Raw genomic sequence first — 14,156 nt, forward strand, 5'->3', positions numbered from 1 at the left:
GACTCCTTGCAGGCCGATTTGCCCGTCAGGCACGACTTTGGGTTTAAGTATCAACTGACTCATCGTTATTTCCCGCTTTATGGATTCTTGACGTAGGCGTTCTTCCGAAGATAGAACCACCAGTTGATGAAAAGGCAGACGAAGTAGAATGCAGCGAAGGCATACATGGCCACTTCCGGGCTGCCTGCTTCAATCTGTTCACCCATTACCCGCGGTGCAATGAATGCCCCATAAGCGGCCACCGCCGATGTCCAGCCCAGTACAGGACCCTTGAGCTCCTGACTGAACACCACGCCGATTGTCCTGAATGTAGAGCCGTTACCGATGCCGCAGGCAGCGAAGATGATCAGGAACAGGATGAGGAAGGTCGCGAAGTACTCATGCGGTGCTTCAGATCCATAGGCGAGCATCATCACGTAACCCACGGCAACTGAAGCGATGACCATGACGACTGAAATCGCCTGAGTCACGATGGAGCCGCCCACCTTGTCAGATAGCCAGCCACCGATGGGCCGAATCAGGGCGCCGATAAACGGGCCAATCCAGGCAAAGGTCAAGGCACTGGGGCCATCCGGATTGGCGACCCGTTCCACCGAGCCGTCGGCCTGGACTTCGTTCATGTAGCCGAAAATAACCTCAATGGAAAGAGGAAGCGCAGCAGAGAAACCAATGAACGACCCGAAAGTAAGAATGTAGAGGATCGTCATTGACCAGGTGTGTTTGTCACTGAAGATCGTAAACTGCCGCTTGATCCCGGGGCGGATGACTTCGCCGGGCATGATGCGTAGAAGCCCCAGCGTCAGCACAATGATGAGCGGTAGAGCAAGCCACATATTGAGGACGCCAAGGCCTACCGGTCTGGGCAGGAAGAGGTAAAGGCCAATGGCCGCGGTCAGAAAACCCGCCGCATATAGTCCGGTCAATGTAGCGAAGGCGCGCAAGGGATGACCCGGACTGGGGGTAACTGTGCGAAGGTTGTTCATGCCGAACCAAGCGACAATGCACGCGGGGATGATCAGTAGTCCCCATACCAGCGGTGCATTCTGAATCCAGGTTTCCGTACCGGCTTCGATTCGACCAATCAGGGTGCCGCTGGCCCGTTCCAGGATCATGGGGTCCCCGGAAAGCAGCCAGAAGACCGGTGCGATCATCACCAGTGGGATGAGGATCTGCATGGTGGTGACGCCAAAGTTACCCAGGCCGGCGTTCAATCCCAGGGCCAGGCCTTGCTGGCGCTTAGGGAAGAAATTGGAAATGTTGCTCATGGATGCGGCGAAGTTGCCGCCGCCGATACCGGACAGGAAGGCGAGCAGCTGGAAAACCCACAGGGGCGTATCCGGATTCTGCAGCGCCTGCCAGGCACCCAGGCAAGGGAGCAGCATCAATGCCGTGGTAAAGAATACGGTATTTCGGCCCCCGGCAATTCGTATCATGAACGAGGCCGGGATACGCAGCGTTGCACCTGTCAGGCCGGCAATCGCCGCCAGGGTGAAGAGCTCGGTTTCACTGAACGGAAATCCCAGGTTCAGCATCTGGACCGCAATCATTCCCCACATCATCCAGACCGCGAAGGCCAGGAGCAGGTTGGGTATGGAAATCCAAAGGTTGCGGTTAGCGATGCGCATTCCTTCCCGCTCCCAGAGGGCGTTGTCCTCCGGGTCCCAACTTTCAATATCCCGATTCGTCTTCACAGGGCAAACTCCTCGTTGCAATGATTTCTGTTGATCAGGCGGTTTAGTCAGCTTTTTTCACAGTGGGCTGGTGATAGCGGTCGCGGGTAAGAATTGGTTCACGCCGCTCTGTCCACCACATCCAAATGATCGATACCAGGGTGAAGCCGAAACAGAGCATCCAGATGGTGGTGGTCACGCCGGTAAGATCGATCAGGGCGCCAAACATGATCGGGAGCAGGAAGCCGCCGATGCCGCCGGCGAGGCCTACCATGCCGGACACCAGGCCAAGGTTGCGGTCGTACTCGTCAGAGAGGTACTTGAAAACCGAGGCCTTGCCGAAACCCCACGCGATACCGACGATGAACAGCAGAGTCGTGAATAGCCATATGGGCAGTCCGAAGGAGAATTCGAGGAACTCACCATCCCGGGTTTGAATAGCGTACTCGGTGTAGGGGTAGGACATGAAGAAGAAGCAGATCAGGCTTGACCACATGCACCACCAGGTAACGGTGTGGGCACCGAATTTGTCGGAAAGCCAGCCGCCAAAGGAACGGATGACACCGGAAGGGAGCACAAAGATAGTGGCGATTAGCGCGGCAAGCTGAATGCCGATGCCGTATTCCATCATGTAGTAACGGGTGAGATACAGGGAGACCCCCACATAGCCGCCGAAGACCACAGAGTAGTACTGGCAGTATTTCCAGACTTTGGCATCGTTCAGGACCTTGATCTGTTCGCGCAGGGTCGGGGTTGACTTGTTTTTGTGCTCCGGATTGGAGTAGGTAAAGAACCAGAAAAGGATAGCGGTGATGAGCATGATGGCAGCATAGATATTGGCCACATGCTGCCAGCTCAAGACCACAATCACGGTGGGTGCTACGTATTTGGTGACCGCAGCGCCGGCATTACCGGCGCCGAAGATGCCCATGGCCGTTCCCTGCTGATGACGGGGAAACCATTTGGCGGTATAGCTGATGCCCACCGCAAAGGAACCGCCGGCCAGACCCACGAAGGCACCCAGGACCAGAAGCTGCCAGTATTCGGTGGCGAACTGCACGAGCCATATGGCTGGTACGGTGACCAGCATTAGAATGAAGAAAACCGGGCGACCACCGAGTTTGTCAGTCCAGGCGCCAAGGGGGAGTCGCACCAGGGAGCCGATCAGGATGGGCACCGCGGTGAGAATCCCGAACTGGGTTTCGTTCAATCCCAGCTCATCGGCGATGGGCACGCCAATCTCGCCAAACATGGTCCAGACCATGAAACAGACGGTAAAGGCGATGGTATTGGCACTGAGAACCGAGTATTGCTTGAAGCGGGCCGAGGCCATGTCTTGACTCCTGTTTTGATCGTTCTGGAGTGCACTGTAAGAAAGGCGGGCAAGTGCAGCCTTGACCTGTATCAAAGACGTACAAGGTTTGATTAACGACAAGGAGGCACTAAACCTAGATCAAATTTCGGAGTGTGTTTTGTTGAGGCCGCAGGAACCCGCCTTGATCTTGATCAAGGTCAAGCTTTCAGGGGGGGATTGTTGTTTCAGGTGAGGTCGTCGTAGGCGCAGAATTCGCGCAGGGCGGGGATATCGGAAAGGACAATCAGACGACCACGCGACTGGACACCGCTGCTTTGCAAGCGGGAAAAGGCGCGGGAAAGGTTCTCCGGGGTCATGCCAAGCCGCCGTGCAAGCATGCCTCGCTGTTCGGGCAGTTCGATCTCATCGTGCTTGCGGTCTGTGTCGGCAAGGCTGAGAAGGTAGGATCCCAGCCGCTGCGGAGCGGACCGAAGTTTGAGATCTTTTACCTGGCGGATCATGAGTCGCCAGTGACGGCCCAGCTCCCGAGCAACAGCAAGGGATAGGCTCTGTTCCCGTTCCATCACCTCTCTGAAGCGGTTAGCCGGAATCATGAGGATTCTTGAATCCTCCACGGTCTTGGCCGACATCAGGAAAGGCAATTCAAGGATAACCGCGGGTATGATGAAGACGTCATCGGTCTGAAAGAATTCTACGACGGTTTCATCCTTGTGGTCTGAACTCCCCACGAGAGCAACCCGGCCTTCGAGAACTATGCTCAGGAAGCGGGCATCCTCACCCTGTCGAAAAAGGGTAGTGCCGGCGGGCAGCTCCAGTTCGAGCGAGTCCTCCAGTAGCTCGTTTCGAGCGCTCTCCGGGAGGGGGCCCAGGACAGGGTTTTTCTCGAGTTGCTCCAGGTCCGCCTTTTGCATTGCCTTTTAGTCTCCCAACTGACGGGCCAGGCTGGCCATCTCGGAATATAGTCTACTGGCATCGACGGGATCAAAATCTTTTCCGTAACGCTTCTTGACCCCGAATTCTGACAGTACCACATGTTTTGACGGTGACACGTCCCGTGTCTCGAGGCAGGCCTTGGTGCATGCCAGAGGGCAGCCATCAATCGCCAGAATGGGACGGCCTGCTTGAGCTGTCTTCACCAGCTTGGGCACATTGCCTCCGACCCCGGCAATACAAGACATTTCCGCCTCGCCAGCCCGGTCCAGGCGTAGGGCCAGCTCATTGGACAGCTGGGCAGCACTGGAGCAGCCGGAACAGGAATAGACCAGTGGCAGCTCCCCTTTGTGACGGCCGTGACTCATGAGGCCTCCCGCTGATCGTGGGCGAGGAGGCGATCCAGTCCGGAGCGAATCCGCTGGGCGGATTCCTCATCCATCAGCTTCTCCAGGATGGGGAATGCCTCTCGCTCCTCTCGCCGTACATGGTCGATAAGCACATGGCCCAGTGCGTCCAGGCGAACCCGGTCCTGCCTGGAAGGGTCCTCCAGGACGACTCGCATGGCGTCGTGTTCCCGGTCAAGTTGCTCTACCAGCTCGTGTTGCCCCAGGCCTCTCAGCAGCGGGAAGATAACATCTTCCTCGGCTCGAAAATGGGCTGCCATCTCTTCATGCCAGAAGCGACTGAGCTGTCGCCAGACTTCGGAAATATTCCGTTCCACCCGGCTCGATGCTGCCTGTTTCGCATCACGGGCAAGTTTGAGGGCCACATTGTGTTCCCGGGAAAGGGGTCTCAGTTCAGGACTTCTTTTCATCCAGCCTTGCGCTCCTGCTGTTGCCAGCATTGTGTTTCCCAGCTTCCCAATACTAGTGTGATTACCGAGCGGCCGACTTGATATGTATCAATGAACCAGTGGTCCTCTGTGGCCAGACTGAGGGACTGAGGATGCCGGCCTTTTATCCACGGGCCGAGGATTTGGGTTTCTTTTTGCCTCTTGGGTGCGGTCTCCATGAAACAGATAAGGTCCATACGTTCCCCCGTTGGGGGCAGGTCACTGAGCAGTCTGCTCGCGATCCCTGCCCGATTTACACCATTGCGTTGCCAGGCCCTGTTGGTGGAGCCACTGCTCCAGCAGGTTTTCGCCGATCGAATCGAGGATGGAGATCTGGATTTCCTCAGTCGGGAGGTCGTGGAAATCGCCATTACGGATATTGGCCTGCACTGGTTCCTGACTCTCGAAGATGGGCGCCTCAGATTGATTCCCCGGGGCCGACCCGCGGTAACGGTGGCTGGCGGCTTGCCCGAGTTCCTGCTACTGGCCAGTCGAAGAGAAGATCCGGATACCTTGTTCTTCGAACGTCGTATCACCGTGGAGGGGGATACTGAACTGGGTTTGCTGGTCAAGAATCTGCTTGACTCCATAGAACTGACTGCTCTGCCGCCCCTGCTAAGGCGTGCCGTGGAAGCAGGGGCGTCCTGGGCTTAGCGATGGACGCCGCTGCTGGTCTGTCTCGAAGCCGGAAAGCCATCGATGAAATAGACCGGGAGATCCTTCAACTGCTGGCCCGGCGGACAGAAATCGTCAGTGACCTGGCCGTTTACAAGCAAGCCTTGGGTCTACCCGTTCGTGTGCCGGAGCGAGAGCTGGAGAAAACGTCTGGTTTTCGTCAGCAGGCTGCAGCCCTTGGCCTGGACCGTGATTGGGCGGAACAGTTTCTGCGCATGATCATGGGGGCTTCTCGTCAGCTCCAGAGCCGTCATTTGCTCAGATGCCACCCACACAACAGCTTCAAGGGCAGCGCAAGGTAATCAGAGGGTTCTACGCTGTAACGCTTTCCAGCATGCCGGGCTCTTCCATCCAGTAGCCATCCGCAGGTGGTGCGATCAGCCATTCCCGCTCCAATTGCATTGGTGCCGAGCCGGCAATGGCCTCGGCCCAGCGATGGACAATTTTGTTCATGTCCCGGGACTGAGGACTGAGCCGGACCGTGTTCACACCCATGCGATTCATGATCGGCAGGTGTCGGATCAGGTTCACGCAGTGATGGGACTGGGTCTGGATGCCATTGATGACAAGGAAGTCTTCACCTTCCTGAGTTTTCATGGCTAGTCCATCCGGGTAGGCTTTGCATACAAAACCACAGTCATCCTTGGGTCGGTTTTGGGCGCGAGCCGCGAAACAGCGGGCCGACCAGGCCAATGGCATGCGGCCAAAGGCAAAGACTTCCGTTTCGATCCCAAGGTCTGCCGAAAGCAGCGCCTGCAACTGCCGGGCGGGCATCTCCAGGGGCGGGACCCAGGCAAACATGCCGGCACGCTTGAGCACATCAATGGCCGGGCGATTGTAGAGGTTGAGACTGCTACCGCCGACGAAGGCCAGCCCCTTTTCCTCGGCGACCGACACGGCTGAATAATCATTCGCCTCGATTTGCAGGCCACGATCACAGAGGCGCTTCAAGGCGCCGGCTTCGGAACGAGCCTCGATCAGGGTGAGTGAAGAGAGCAGAACTTCCTTGCCCGCATCAATCAGCGCCGCGCCGATCTCCAGCCAATCATCCGCCCGTAACTCCCGACGCTTGGAACAGACGGTTTCGCCGAGATAAACCCGATCCACCGGCCAGTCCCGGACCTGCTGATAGAAATCCAGCACCTCATTACGCGGCCAAAAATACAACACCGGCCCCAAACTGATACGCATCCTTAACTCTCCTGAATCAAGCTATCCCGGTCACCGATGCCCTTGAATCATCTCGGCGCTCGTAGCGCTCTATTGCCATGTCCTTGCATAAGCCCCCAGCGTCGTCTGACTGCCTTCCGACAGCCGGGAGAGGGTCGCTTGGCCTTCGGCATCGGGCTGGTAGCGGGCCGGGTTCCGGTCCACCGCATCCAGCAGACGGCGCCAGACGCGAGTGACCGCCGCCACATAGGCGGGACTGCGTTGTCGGCCTTCGATTTTCACTGCCGAAATCCCCATGGCTTTCAATTCCGGTAGCAGCTCGGCGGTATTCAGGCTGGTGGGTGCTTCAAGGGCGTGGTGGCGGTGGCCCTCGGTGTAAAAGCGTCCCTTGCAGAGTGTCGGGTAGCCTGCCCGCTCCTGGGGCTGGAAACGATCAATCAACTTGCCATTGAGACGGGATTCCAGTATCTCGCCTTTCTCCTCCCAGCGAACGTGAGAGGCCGGTGAGCAGACCCCGGCGGTATTGGGGGACTGACCGGTGACATAGGACGACAGCTGGCAGCGCCCCTCGGCCATGATGCAGAGACTGCCGAAGGCAAAGACCTCAAGCTCGACGGGACTGTCTTCGGCGAGGGCACGCACCTGCTGGACAGCAAGTACCCGTGGCAGAACAGCCCGGCGGATACCGAAATGGCGGTAATAGAAGTCCAGGGCTTCTCGTGTGGTTGCCGATGCCTGGACCGAGAGATGACGGGGCAGGTCGGGATGTTGTCGCGCGGCGTAATCCAGTACCCCGGTATCCGCCATGATGAGTGCATCAGCGCCCAGGTCCGCGGCCTGGTCCACGGCCGACTGCCAGCGCTCGACGCCGTCGGCGTGGGCATAGGTGTTGATGGCCATGTAGACCGAGGCGCCACGGTCATGGGCATAGCGCACCGCCTCGGCGATACGTTTGGGCGTGAAATTGAGGCCGGCAAAATGGCGGGCGTTGGTGGCGTCCTTCAGGCCCAGATAGACCACATCAGCGCCTTCATCCACCGCGGACTTCAGGGCGGGCAAGCTACCCGCCGGACAGACCAGGTCCATGACAGCCTCCGGTATCGGAACAGAAACCGGAGCTTACGAGGGGCGGGTCGGGTCAGTCCTTGACCCTCATCAAGGCAGGCCTCGCGCAGCAATCACAAAGGAACCGTAGGAGCGGATTCATCCGCGATTGGCGGTCAGAATCGAGTGCTGAGTGCTGAGTGCTGAGTGCTGAGTGCTGAGGCGGGGAATGTCGCTCCCGCCGGGAGTTACTCAGTACTCAGCACCCAGCACTCAGTACTAAATTCAGACCTCGTCGGCGCCGAACAGCCCCACGCGGAGGTTCTTGGCGGTATAGATGACTTCACCGTCCACGCTCATCTGGCCATCGGCGATGGCCATCTTGAGGCCACGGCGAATTACTCGCTTCATGTCGATGCGGTATTCGACCTGCTTCGCCTCGGGCATCACCTGGCCGGTGAACTTCACCTCACCCACGCCAAGGGCACGGCCCCGACCGGGGTTGCCTTCCCAGACCAGATAAAAGCCCACCAGCTGCCACAGGGCGTCCAGGCCGAGGCAGCCGGGCATGACCGGGTCGTCCTTGAAGTGGCATTGGAAGAACCAGAGGTCCGGTTTGATGTTCAGGGTCGCGCGGATGATGCCCTTGCCATATTCCCCGCCCTCGTCACGGATCTCGTCGATCCGGTCGAACATGAGCATGGGCGGAAGGGGGAGGCGGCCGTTGCCCGGCCCGAACATTTTTCCTTCAGCACATTCAATGAGCTGGTCGTAATCAAGACTATTGGGGCGATTGCTCATGGGTCTCACTCTTAATTAGGGCGGCGGCTATGGTCGCCAAATCTGGCCACCGCGTCAATTCCGGCTGGCCTTGATGAAGATCATGGTTCCCTGGGTGGCCAGGGCCCAGACTCGGCCTCAGCGCTTGTCGTAGGCCGTGGTGGCGTCTGCCAGCGTCATTTCATCCAGGTGGCTGAGGAAATGCTGCATGGCTTCCGCCAATGCATTACGCAGGCGACAGCGATCCAGCAGGGGGCATCTGGGCTCGGTGCAATTGACCGGCTGCAGTACCGGTTCGAATTCTCGCACGATTCGGCCGATCCGGATCTCCTCCGGCCGCCGGGCCAGCACCAGGCCACCATTGCGTCCGCGCACGCTGGTGACATGTCCCAGGTGATTGAGCCGCGCCACGATTTTGCGCAGGTGATGCCAGGAAACGGACAGCTCCCGGGCAGCAGTACTGGCGGACAGTCGCTCACCGGGTCGCTCGGCGAGCAGCATGAGCAGTCGCAGGGCGAAATCGGTCTGTTTGGTCAGTTGCATTTGGATTCCTACTTGGGTTGAGGAAACAGCCTATGAGCAGCGTCAGATTTTCCCTCGAGGCGCAACGAGCCCGGTGGCCGGTGGTGCTTCAGCAGCCTTTCCGGCTTTTTTTCCTGGCAGCCGCGTGGTTCGCCGTCTTCCATGGGGCCCTGTGGGGCGGCATGTTGGCCAGCGGCAGCATGGTCATTGAGGGGAATCCTTTCCTCTGGCACGGCTATCACATGGTCTTCGGGTTTGCTGTGGCGATCGTGATCGGCTTCCTATTGACGGCGGCCGCCAACTGGATTGGCAAGCCCGTTTCCCCGCCGGCACTCACGTTGGGCTTGTTTCTGGCCTGGTGCGTCGCGCGGCTCGGGGGTTTCCTGCCGGATTTGCTGCCCTGGGCCCTGGTTACGTTGGCAGATGCTGTTGCCCTGTGGGGAGCATGCATTGCCCTGGGGGTGGCGCTGCTGCGGGCAGGAAATCGCCGAAACTACCTCTTCATTGCGGTGTTGGCCGCGCTGGCGCTGGCTGCCACGGCCTGTTTCCTGGCCGTTACGGGGATCATATCGGATATTCGCTTTGCACTCATGCGCATCGGCCTGGATCTGATGTTGCTGCTGATGGTGATCATGGGGCAGCGAATTATTCCCTTCTTCACCGAACGGCGCTTGCCGCATCTGGGGGTCCGGCGGTCACCGCTGCTGATGCTGCTGACACCGATGGTGGTGGCGGCCGGCCTGCTGGCCAATTACCTCGGTTGGCCCATGCCGGCCATGGCCCTGATGCTCTCCGCCGCCGTGCTTCTGCTGGTTCACATGACCCTGTGGCGAAGCTGGGGCAGTTGGCCGGAACCCATGCTCTGGATTCTCCATCTGGGTTATCTGTGGCTGGCTCTGGCGCTGGTGCTACGTGCCGGCAGTCTGGGTTTCGGCTGGATGCCTTATTCCACCGCCGGTCACGCGGTCAGCGTCGGCGCCCTGGGAGCGCTGGGCCTGGGCATGCTGGCCAGGGTGTCGCTGGGCCATACCGGGCGGATGATTCAGGCCAAGCCCTGGATCGTCCTGGCCTTCGTGCTGGTTTCCCTGGCGGCGGTATTTCGGCTCATGACCGGCTTTCCCATCGGACTGCTCATGCAATGGCTATTCGGGCTCTCGGCCCTGAGCTGGATTCTGGCCTGGCTGATCTTCGCCATCAGCTACGCCCCCATCCTCACCGGCCCCCGCGCCGACGGTCAGCCGGGCTAAACCCGGGGCAAGCATGGAAGAGCCTCACGCCAAGACGTGAAGAAATTCAAAAGATGGCCTCGCGCAGAGGGCGCCAAGAACGCAAAGAAAAAGCATTCTATGCTGTAGTTGCTGCCAGGCTTTCAGACCCCCAGCCAAAAGACGGAATTTCTTGGCGATCTTGGCGCCCTCCGCGCGAGGCAATGGTTTTCTTCGCGTCTTGGCGTCTTTGCGCGAGGCCATCTTTTGAATTCGGTGCCAGGCTTATCGGACCTCGAAGCCGCGCCAGAAGGGATCGTCGTCGTCGACGAAGAGGGTATTGTGACCCGTGACCCGGGCCCAGCCTTCCACGCTGGGGATGATGGCCTCGTGTTGTCCCACCTGCGTACGGCCCTCCACCCGTCCCCGAAAGAGACTGCCGATGATGCTTTCATGGACGAAATCCTCGCCATCACCCAGGCGGCCGCGGGCTGCCAGCTGAGCCATGCGGGCGCTGGTGCCGGTGCCGCAGGGGGAGCGGTCAATGGCCCGTTCGCCGTAGAAAACCGCGTTGCGGGCCTGGGCTTCAGGGTTTCGGGGGGCATCCGTCCACATGGTGTGCGTCACGCCCCGCACCGTGGGGTCATCCGGATGGACGCAATCCAACGCTTCATGGGCGGCCTGGCGGACCTTTGATGACAGGTGGAGGATGTCATCCGCGCTCATTCCGTCCAGCCCGGGCCAGTTGGTCTGTGGTTCGACGATGGCAAAGAAATTCCCACCGTAGGCGACGTCGATGGTCAGTTCTCCCAAGCCTGCCACATTGATCGATACATCACGATGGGCCAAAAAGCTGGCCACATTTCTGATTCGCACGCTGCGGACACGATCATCGTCCATCTGGTACTCGATATGGACCTGTCCGGCGGGTACGTCCAGGATTGCCTTGCCCGGAATTTTTGGCTGCAGCAGACCTGCCTCAATGGCCGCCGTGACGGTACCAATGGTGCCGTGGCCGCACATGGGCAGGCAGCCGCTGGTCTCAATGAAAAGGATGGCGGCATCGGCGTCGTCCGAGCAAGGCGGCAACAGCAGTGAACCGGACATCACCGAATGGCCCCGGGGTTCGTACATCAGCGATTGGCGGATCCAGTCATGGTGAGCGAGGAAATCCTGGCGCTTCTCGCTCATGGTTTCACCGCGCAGCTTCGGGTAACCGCTGGTGACAAGGCGAACTGGATTGCCGCAGGTATGGGCATCAATGCAGAAAAAAGTCCCAAGTCTCATGTTGCAGTGCTTCCCGGCTCGGTATGGATGGCTCAAGTCAGGTAGGATTACAGCTGTCGGCGAGGCGGGCAAGCCGTACATCCGTTCTTCCCCAGAATAACCACGAACAAGGCAATGACTGAATCCACTATAGACACCGATTTCCTCGTTATCGGTGGTGGCATTGTCGGTGTCACGGCAGCCTTTGAACTGCAGGCTGCCGGTCGACAGGTGCTGCTGATCGACCGAGAGGCTCCCGGTGCGGGGGCATCCCGAGGTAACGCCGGCCATTTTGCCACCGAGCAGATCTTCCCCATTGCCGATGCCTCCATTCTCTGGCAGGTCCCCAAGTTGCTGCTTGACCCCCTCGGGCCGCTGGCCATCGACTGGCGCTATGCGCACCGCATTACTCCCTGGTTGCTGCGTTTCCTCTGGAACATGCGTTCCAGCCAGGTTCGGCGGACCACGGAGGGATTGGCGGCCCTGAGCGGGGGCAGCCTGGGTGCCTGGCGGGAGTTGCTGGGGCGAACCGGGGGCATGTCTCTGATCCGCAGCCAGGAATCGCTGACGGTGTTCGAGAAAAAGGGCACGGCCCGCAAGCTTGAACGAGGGATGAAACAAATGCAGGCGCATGGCGTGCCTGTTTCCCTCATTGATGGTGCTGAGGCGAGAGAGCGGGTGCCGGCCCTGGGTGAGCGTGTGCGTGGGGCGCTGCACTTTACCGCGACCGGGCATGTCACCGATCCCTTGGCCGTACTCGAGCATATCTGGACCCATTGCCTTCAGAACGGGATTGATTACCGGCAGGCCGAAGGCAGGGCGGTCCGGTTCACCGATGACGGCGTCCATGTTGAGACCGACCAGGGTGTGATCAATGCCCGCCAGGTCTTGATTGCCTGCGGTGCCCATTCCCGGCCCCTGGTCCATCAGGCAACGGGGCTGAAACCGCCGCTGGATACCGAGCGTGGCTACCATTTGATGCTGCCCGCCGAAGGTGAACGGCTGCCTATGGCCATTGCCTCGGCGGAACGGCGTTTCATCATGACGCCCATGTCCGGGGGCCTGCGTCTGGCCGGCACGGTGGAGTTTGGGGGGCTGGAACGCCCGGCCAACTGGCGTCGCGCCTGGGTTCTGCGTGAGCACGCCAATGCCTTGCTGGCGTCGTCCCTGGCGGATAGCGAGGCTGAGCCCTGGATGGGCTTCCGGCCGACCTTGCCCGATTGCCTGCCGGTCATCGACCGGCTTGGGCCCGGCGGACGGCTCTTGCTGGCTTTCGGCCACCATCACCTCGGTTTGACCCAGTCCGCCTTTACCGCCCGTATTGTCACGGCGCTGGCCAATGAGGCCGAGCCCCCGATTCCAGTTGACCCTTATCGTCTGTCCCGCTTCGGCAAGCCCAAAGCGCTGTAAGTTGGAGGAGGCACCATGACCCTGAAAGGCCTGTTCACCCCCATCGTGACCCCCTTCGACGCCAGCGGGGCGCTCAATCTGACTGCGGTGGATGCCATTGTCGAAGCCCAGCTGGAAGCCGGAGCGAGTGGGCTGATCGCCTGTGGTACCACCGGCGAGTACTACACTCTGGATGAGTCCGAACGCCAGGCCCTGATCGAGCGGGTGGTTCGGCAGGTGAATGGTCGTGTCAGCGTCCTGGCCGGCATCAATGCCCTCAATACCCGCGAGGGCGAATTGCGGGCCCGCCAGGCCCGGGACCTGGGTTGTGATGGCCTGATGATGTCACCCCCCGCCTACAGCCTCCCCGAGCAGCATGAGATCCTCGCGCACTTCAAGGCTGTCGCCGCGGCCACGGCGCTGCCCCTGGTGCTCTACGATTTCCCGGTGCGGGCCGGGGTACAGATTGAGGTGGATACCGTGCTGGCCTTGTCCGAGGTGGACAATATCGTCGGGATCAAGGAGAGCAGTGGTGATTTCAGCCGACTGCTGGCCCTGCGCGATCAATGCCCCTCTGATTTTCAGCTGATCTGCGGCTGTGATGACCAGGCCGCCGATCACCTCTGGTGGGGCGCGCGTGCCTGGATCAGCGGTTCGGCCAATGTCTTCCCCGCCGAACAGGCCGCCATGCTGGCGGCGGCCGAGCGGCAAGATTTCGAGTCCGTTCGGGCCGGCATGGCAGCCATGATGCCGATCATCCGGGACATGGAAGGCGGGGGCTACAACCAGAAAGCCAAGCTGGGGACGCGCGTGCGCCTCGGCATCGAGGCCGGGGATGTTCGTCAGCCTCTGCTGCCCTTGAGTCGGAGAGAAGTCGAGGAATTTCAGTCACTTATTGCAGGTTTTGATAAAAGCACTTCTTGAGTAAAGTTTCAGGACATTTTTCCAAGCTGAGGAATTTGTTGACTTTTTGCTTTCTGCGGCTATTCTGGGGTTGTCAGCCCAATTAACCCTGGATCAAACCGTAGTGGGTAAAGGAGTGAGGCATGGACCTGAATCAATTCGTCGACCGTTTGCTGGAGCGTTTCTCCGGTCCCATCTCCCAGCAGGTATTCATCCGCATTCAGAGCGACCCGGTCCTCATGCGGGAGTATTTTGCCCTGGTAAAGGCGCACGGGGTGAGCGAGGTCAATGGCTTCATCGCCGATCGCATCCGTGAAAACCTGGAAAGCCAGGCGGCGTAGCCGGCCGAAGGCCGCCAGGATAAAGGAGCAAAATCCGGGCCTCAGGGTGGCACCGTGGGAGCGGATTTATCCGCGATAACAATCCTTCTTCTGGCACGCCGCCCGCCAATT

16 protein-coding genes are annotated in these 14,156 nt (G+C 59.7%); 6 read left to right on the forward strand and 10 right to left on the reverse strand.

The annotated features are described in order from the left end of the window. Positions 1 to 77 precede the first annotated feature (77 nt). The 5 genes from VCB98_RS01285 to VCB98_RS01305 form a co-directional block, all read right to left on the reverse strand. The gene (locus VCB98_RS01285) at positions 78 to 1,625 is read right to left on the reverse strand and encodes an MFS transporter (protein WP_346049990.1); all 1,548 of its coding nucleotides are present in this window, start codon (positions 1,623 to 1,625) and stop codon (positions 78 to 80) included. A 109-nt stretch (positions 1,626 to 1,734) separates the two neighbouring features. Beyond that, entirely contained in the window at positions 1,735 to 3,003 is a 1,269-nt protein-coding gene (locus VCB98_RS01290) for an MFS transporter (RefSeq protein WP_346049666.1), read from the reverse strand. Between the two features lie 206 nt (positions 3,004 to 3,209). Then, the gene (locus tag VCB98_RS01295) at positions 3,210 to 3,896 is read right to left on the reverse strand and encodes a cyclic nucleotide-binding domain-containing protein (protein ID WP_346049668.1); all 687 of its coding nucleotides are present in this window, start codon (positions 3,894 to 3,896) and stop codon (positions 3,210 to 3,212) included. Between the two features lie 6 nt (positions 3,897 to 3,902). Further along, positions 3,903 to 4,283, reverse strand: a complete 381-nt coding sequence (locus VCB98_RS01300; RefSeq protein WP_346049670.1) for a putative zinc-binding protein — start codon at positions 4,281 to 4,283, stop codon at positions 3,903 to 3,905. Next, complete coding sequence (locus VCB98_RS01305) at positions 4,280 to 4,732, reverse strand: hemerythrin domain-containing protein (protein WP_346049672.1); 453 nt, start codon at positions 4,730 to 4,732, stop codon at positions 4,280 to 4,282. The genes VCB98_RS01300 and VCB98_RS01305 overlap by 4 nt, the downstream gene beginning before the upstream one ends. 279 nt (positions 4,733 to 5,011) lie before the next feature. On the opposite strand from VCB98_RS01305, the gene ubiT reads away from it, so the two are divergent. Both ubiT and VCB98_RS01315 read left to right on the forward strand, forming a co-directional pair. After that, entirely contained in the window at positions 5,012 to 5,404 is a 393-nt protein-coding gene (ubiT, locus tag VCB98_RS01310) for a ubiquinone anaerobic biosynthesis accessory factor UbiT (RefSeq protein ID WP_346049674.1), read from the forward strand. 2 nt (positions 5,405 to 5,406) lie between these two features. Then, positions 5,407 to 5,727: a chorismate mutase gene (locus VCB98_RS01315; protein WP_346049676.1), complete on the forward strand. Its 321-nt coding sequence runs from the start codon at positions 5,407 to 5,409 to the stop codon at positions 5,725 to 5,727. Positions 5,728 to 5,737: 10 nt separating this feature from the next. Here the strand turns inward: VCB98_RS01315 and VCB98_RS01320 are convergent, their stop codons facing one another. From VCB98_RS01320 to VCB98_RS01335, 4 genes are all read right to left on the reverse strand, one after another. Then, positions 5,738 to 6,616: a U32 family peptidase gene (locus VCB98_RS01320; RefSeq protein ID WP_346049678.1), complete on the reverse strand. Its 879-nt coding sequence runs from the start codon at positions 6,614 to 6,616 to the stop codon at positions 5,738 to 5,740. A 69-nt stretch (positions 6,617 to 6,685) separates the two neighbouring features. Then, complete coding sequence (gene ubiU, locus VCB98_RS01325) at positions 6,686 to 7,681, reverse strand: ubiquinone anaerobic biosynthesis protein UbiU (protein ID WP_346049680.1); 996 nt, start codon at positions 7,679 to 7,681, stop codon at positions 6,686 to 6,688. A gap of 243 nt (positions 7,682 to 7,924) precedes the next feature. After that, positions 7,925 to 8,440 (reverse strand): bifunctional 3-hydroxydecanoyl-ACP dehydratase/trans-2-decenoyl-ACP isomerase, encoded by a 516-nt coding sequence (fabA, locus tag VCB98_RS01330; RefSeq protein WP_346049682.1) that lies wholly within the window; start codon positions 8,438 to 8,440, stop codon positions 7,925 to 7,927. 117 nt (positions 8,441 to 8,557) lie between these two features. Further along, positions 8,558 to 8,962 carry an Rrf2 family transcriptional regulator gene (locus VCB98_RS01335; RefSeq protein ID WP_346049685.1) on the reverse strand — a complete coding sequence of 135 codons (405 nt, stop codon included), beginning with the start codon at positions 8,960 to 8,962 and terminating at the stop codon, positions 8,558 to 8,560. A 32-nt stretch (positions 8,963 to 8,994) separates the two neighbouring features. Between VCB98_RS01335 and VCB98_RS01340 the strand changes: the two genes are divergently transcribed. Beyond that, positions 8,995 to 10,188 (forward strand): NnrS family protein, encoded by a 1,194-nt coding sequence (locus VCB98_RS01340; RefSeq protein WP_346049687.1) that lies wholly within the window; start codon positions 8,995 to 8,997, stop codon positions 10,186 to 10,188. Between the two features lie 243 nt (positions 10,189 to 10,431). On the opposite strand, the gene VCB98_RS01345 is transcribed toward VCB98_RS01340, so the two are convergent. After that, positions 10,432 to 11,433 (reverse strand): 4-hydroxyproline epimerase, encoded by a 1,002-nt coding sequence (locus VCB98_RS01345; protein ID WP_346049689.1) that lies wholly within the window; start codon positions 11,431 to 11,433, stop codon positions 10,432 to 10,434. A 114-nt stretch (positions 11,434 to 11,547) separates the two neighbouring features. On the opposite strand from VCB98_RS01345, the gene VCB98_RS01350 reads away from it, so the two are divergent. From VCB98_RS01350 to VCB98_RS01360, 3 genes are all read left to right on the forward strand, one after another. Continuing rightward, on the forward strand, positions 11,548 to 12,822 hold the full coding sequence (locus VCB98_RS01350; RefSeq protein WP_346049691.1) for an NAD(P)/FAD-dependent oxidoreductase: 1,275 nt from the start codon (positions 11,548 to 11,550) through the stop codon (positions 12,820 to 12,822). 15 nt (positions 12,823 to 12,837) lie between these two features. Beyond that, positions 12,838 to 13,725, forward strand: coding sequence for a dihydrodipicolinate synthase family protein (locus tag VCB98_RS01355; protein WP_346049693.1), 888 nt, complete (start codon positions 12,838 to 12,840; stop codon positions 13,723 to 13,725). A 122-nt stretch (positions 13,726 to 13,847) separates the two neighbouring features. Then, on the forward strand, positions 13,848 to 14,045 hold the full coding sequence (locus VCB98_RS01360) for a hypothetical protein (protein WP_346049695.1): 198 nt from the start codon (positions 13,848 to 13,850) through the stop codon (positions 14,043 to 14,045). Positions 14,046 to 14,156 lie beyond the last annotated feature (111 nt).

Source organism: Natronospira elongata (genome assembly GCF_034931365.1).
Taxonomy (GTDB): Bacteria; Pseudomonadota; Gammaproteobacteria; order Natronospirales; family Natronospiraceae; genus Natronospira; species Natronospira elongata.

Coding starts and splice junctions, on each gene's coding strand:
- VCB98_RS01360 (WP_346049695.1), top strand. CDS start 13,848: ATGGACCTGAATCAATTCGTCGACCGTTTGCTGGAGCGTTTCTCCGGT.
- VCB98_RS01285 (WP_346049990.1), bottom strand. CDS start 1,625: ATGCGCATCGCTAACCGCAACCTTTGGATTTCCATACCCAACCTGCTC.
- VCB98_RS01290 (WP_346049666.1), bottom strand. CDS start 3,003: ATGGCCTCGGCCCGCTTCAAGCAATACTCGGTTCTCAGTGCCAATACC.
- fabA (WP_346049682.1), bottom strand. CDS start 8,440: ATGAGCAATCGCCCCAATAGTCTTGATTACGACCAGCTCATTGAATGT.
- VCB98_RS01355 (WP_346049693.1), top strand. CDS start 12,838: ATGACCCTGAAAGGCCTGTTCACCCCCATCGTGACCCCCTTCGACGCC.
- VCB98_RS01320 (WP_346049678.1), bottom strand. CDS start 6,616: ATGCGTATCAGTTTGGGGCCGGTGTTGTATTTTTGGCCGCGTAATGAG.
- VCB98_RS01315 (WP_346049676.1), top strand. CDS start 5,407: ATGGACGCCGCTGCTGGTCTGTCTCGAAGCCGGAAAGCCATCGATGAA.
- VCB98_RS01295 (WP_346049668.1), bottom strand. CDS start 3,896: ATGCAAAAGGCGGACCTGGAGCAACTCGAGAAAAACCCTGTCCTGGGC.
- VCB98_RS01340 (WP_346049687.1), top strand. CDS start 8,995: ATGAGCAGCGTCAGATTTTCCCTCGAGGCGCAACGAGCCCGGTGGCCG.
- VCB98_RS01350 (WP_346049691.1), top strand. CDS start 11,548: ATGACTGAATCCACTATAGACACCGATTTCCTCGTTATCGGTGGTGGC.
- VCB98_RS01300 (WP_346049670.1), bottom strand. CDS start 4,283: ATGAGTCACGGCCGTCACAAAGGGGAGCTGCCACTGGTCTATTCCTGT.
- ubiU (WP_346049680.1), bottom strand. CDS start 7,681: ATGGACCTGGTCTGTCCGGCGGGTAGCTTGCCCGCCCTGAAGTCCGCG.
- VCB98_RS01345 (WP_346049689.1), bottom strand. CDS start 11,433: ATGAGACTTGGGACTTTTTTCTGCATTGATGCCCATACCTGCGGCAAT.
- VCB98_RS01335 (WP_346049685.1), bottom strand. CDS start 8,962: ATGCAACTGACCAAACAGACCGATTTCGCCCTGCGACTGCTCATGCTG.
- VCB98_RS01305 (WP_346049672.1), bottom strand. CDS start 4,732: ATGAAAAGAAGTCCTGAACTGAGACCCCTTTCCCGGGAACACAATGTG.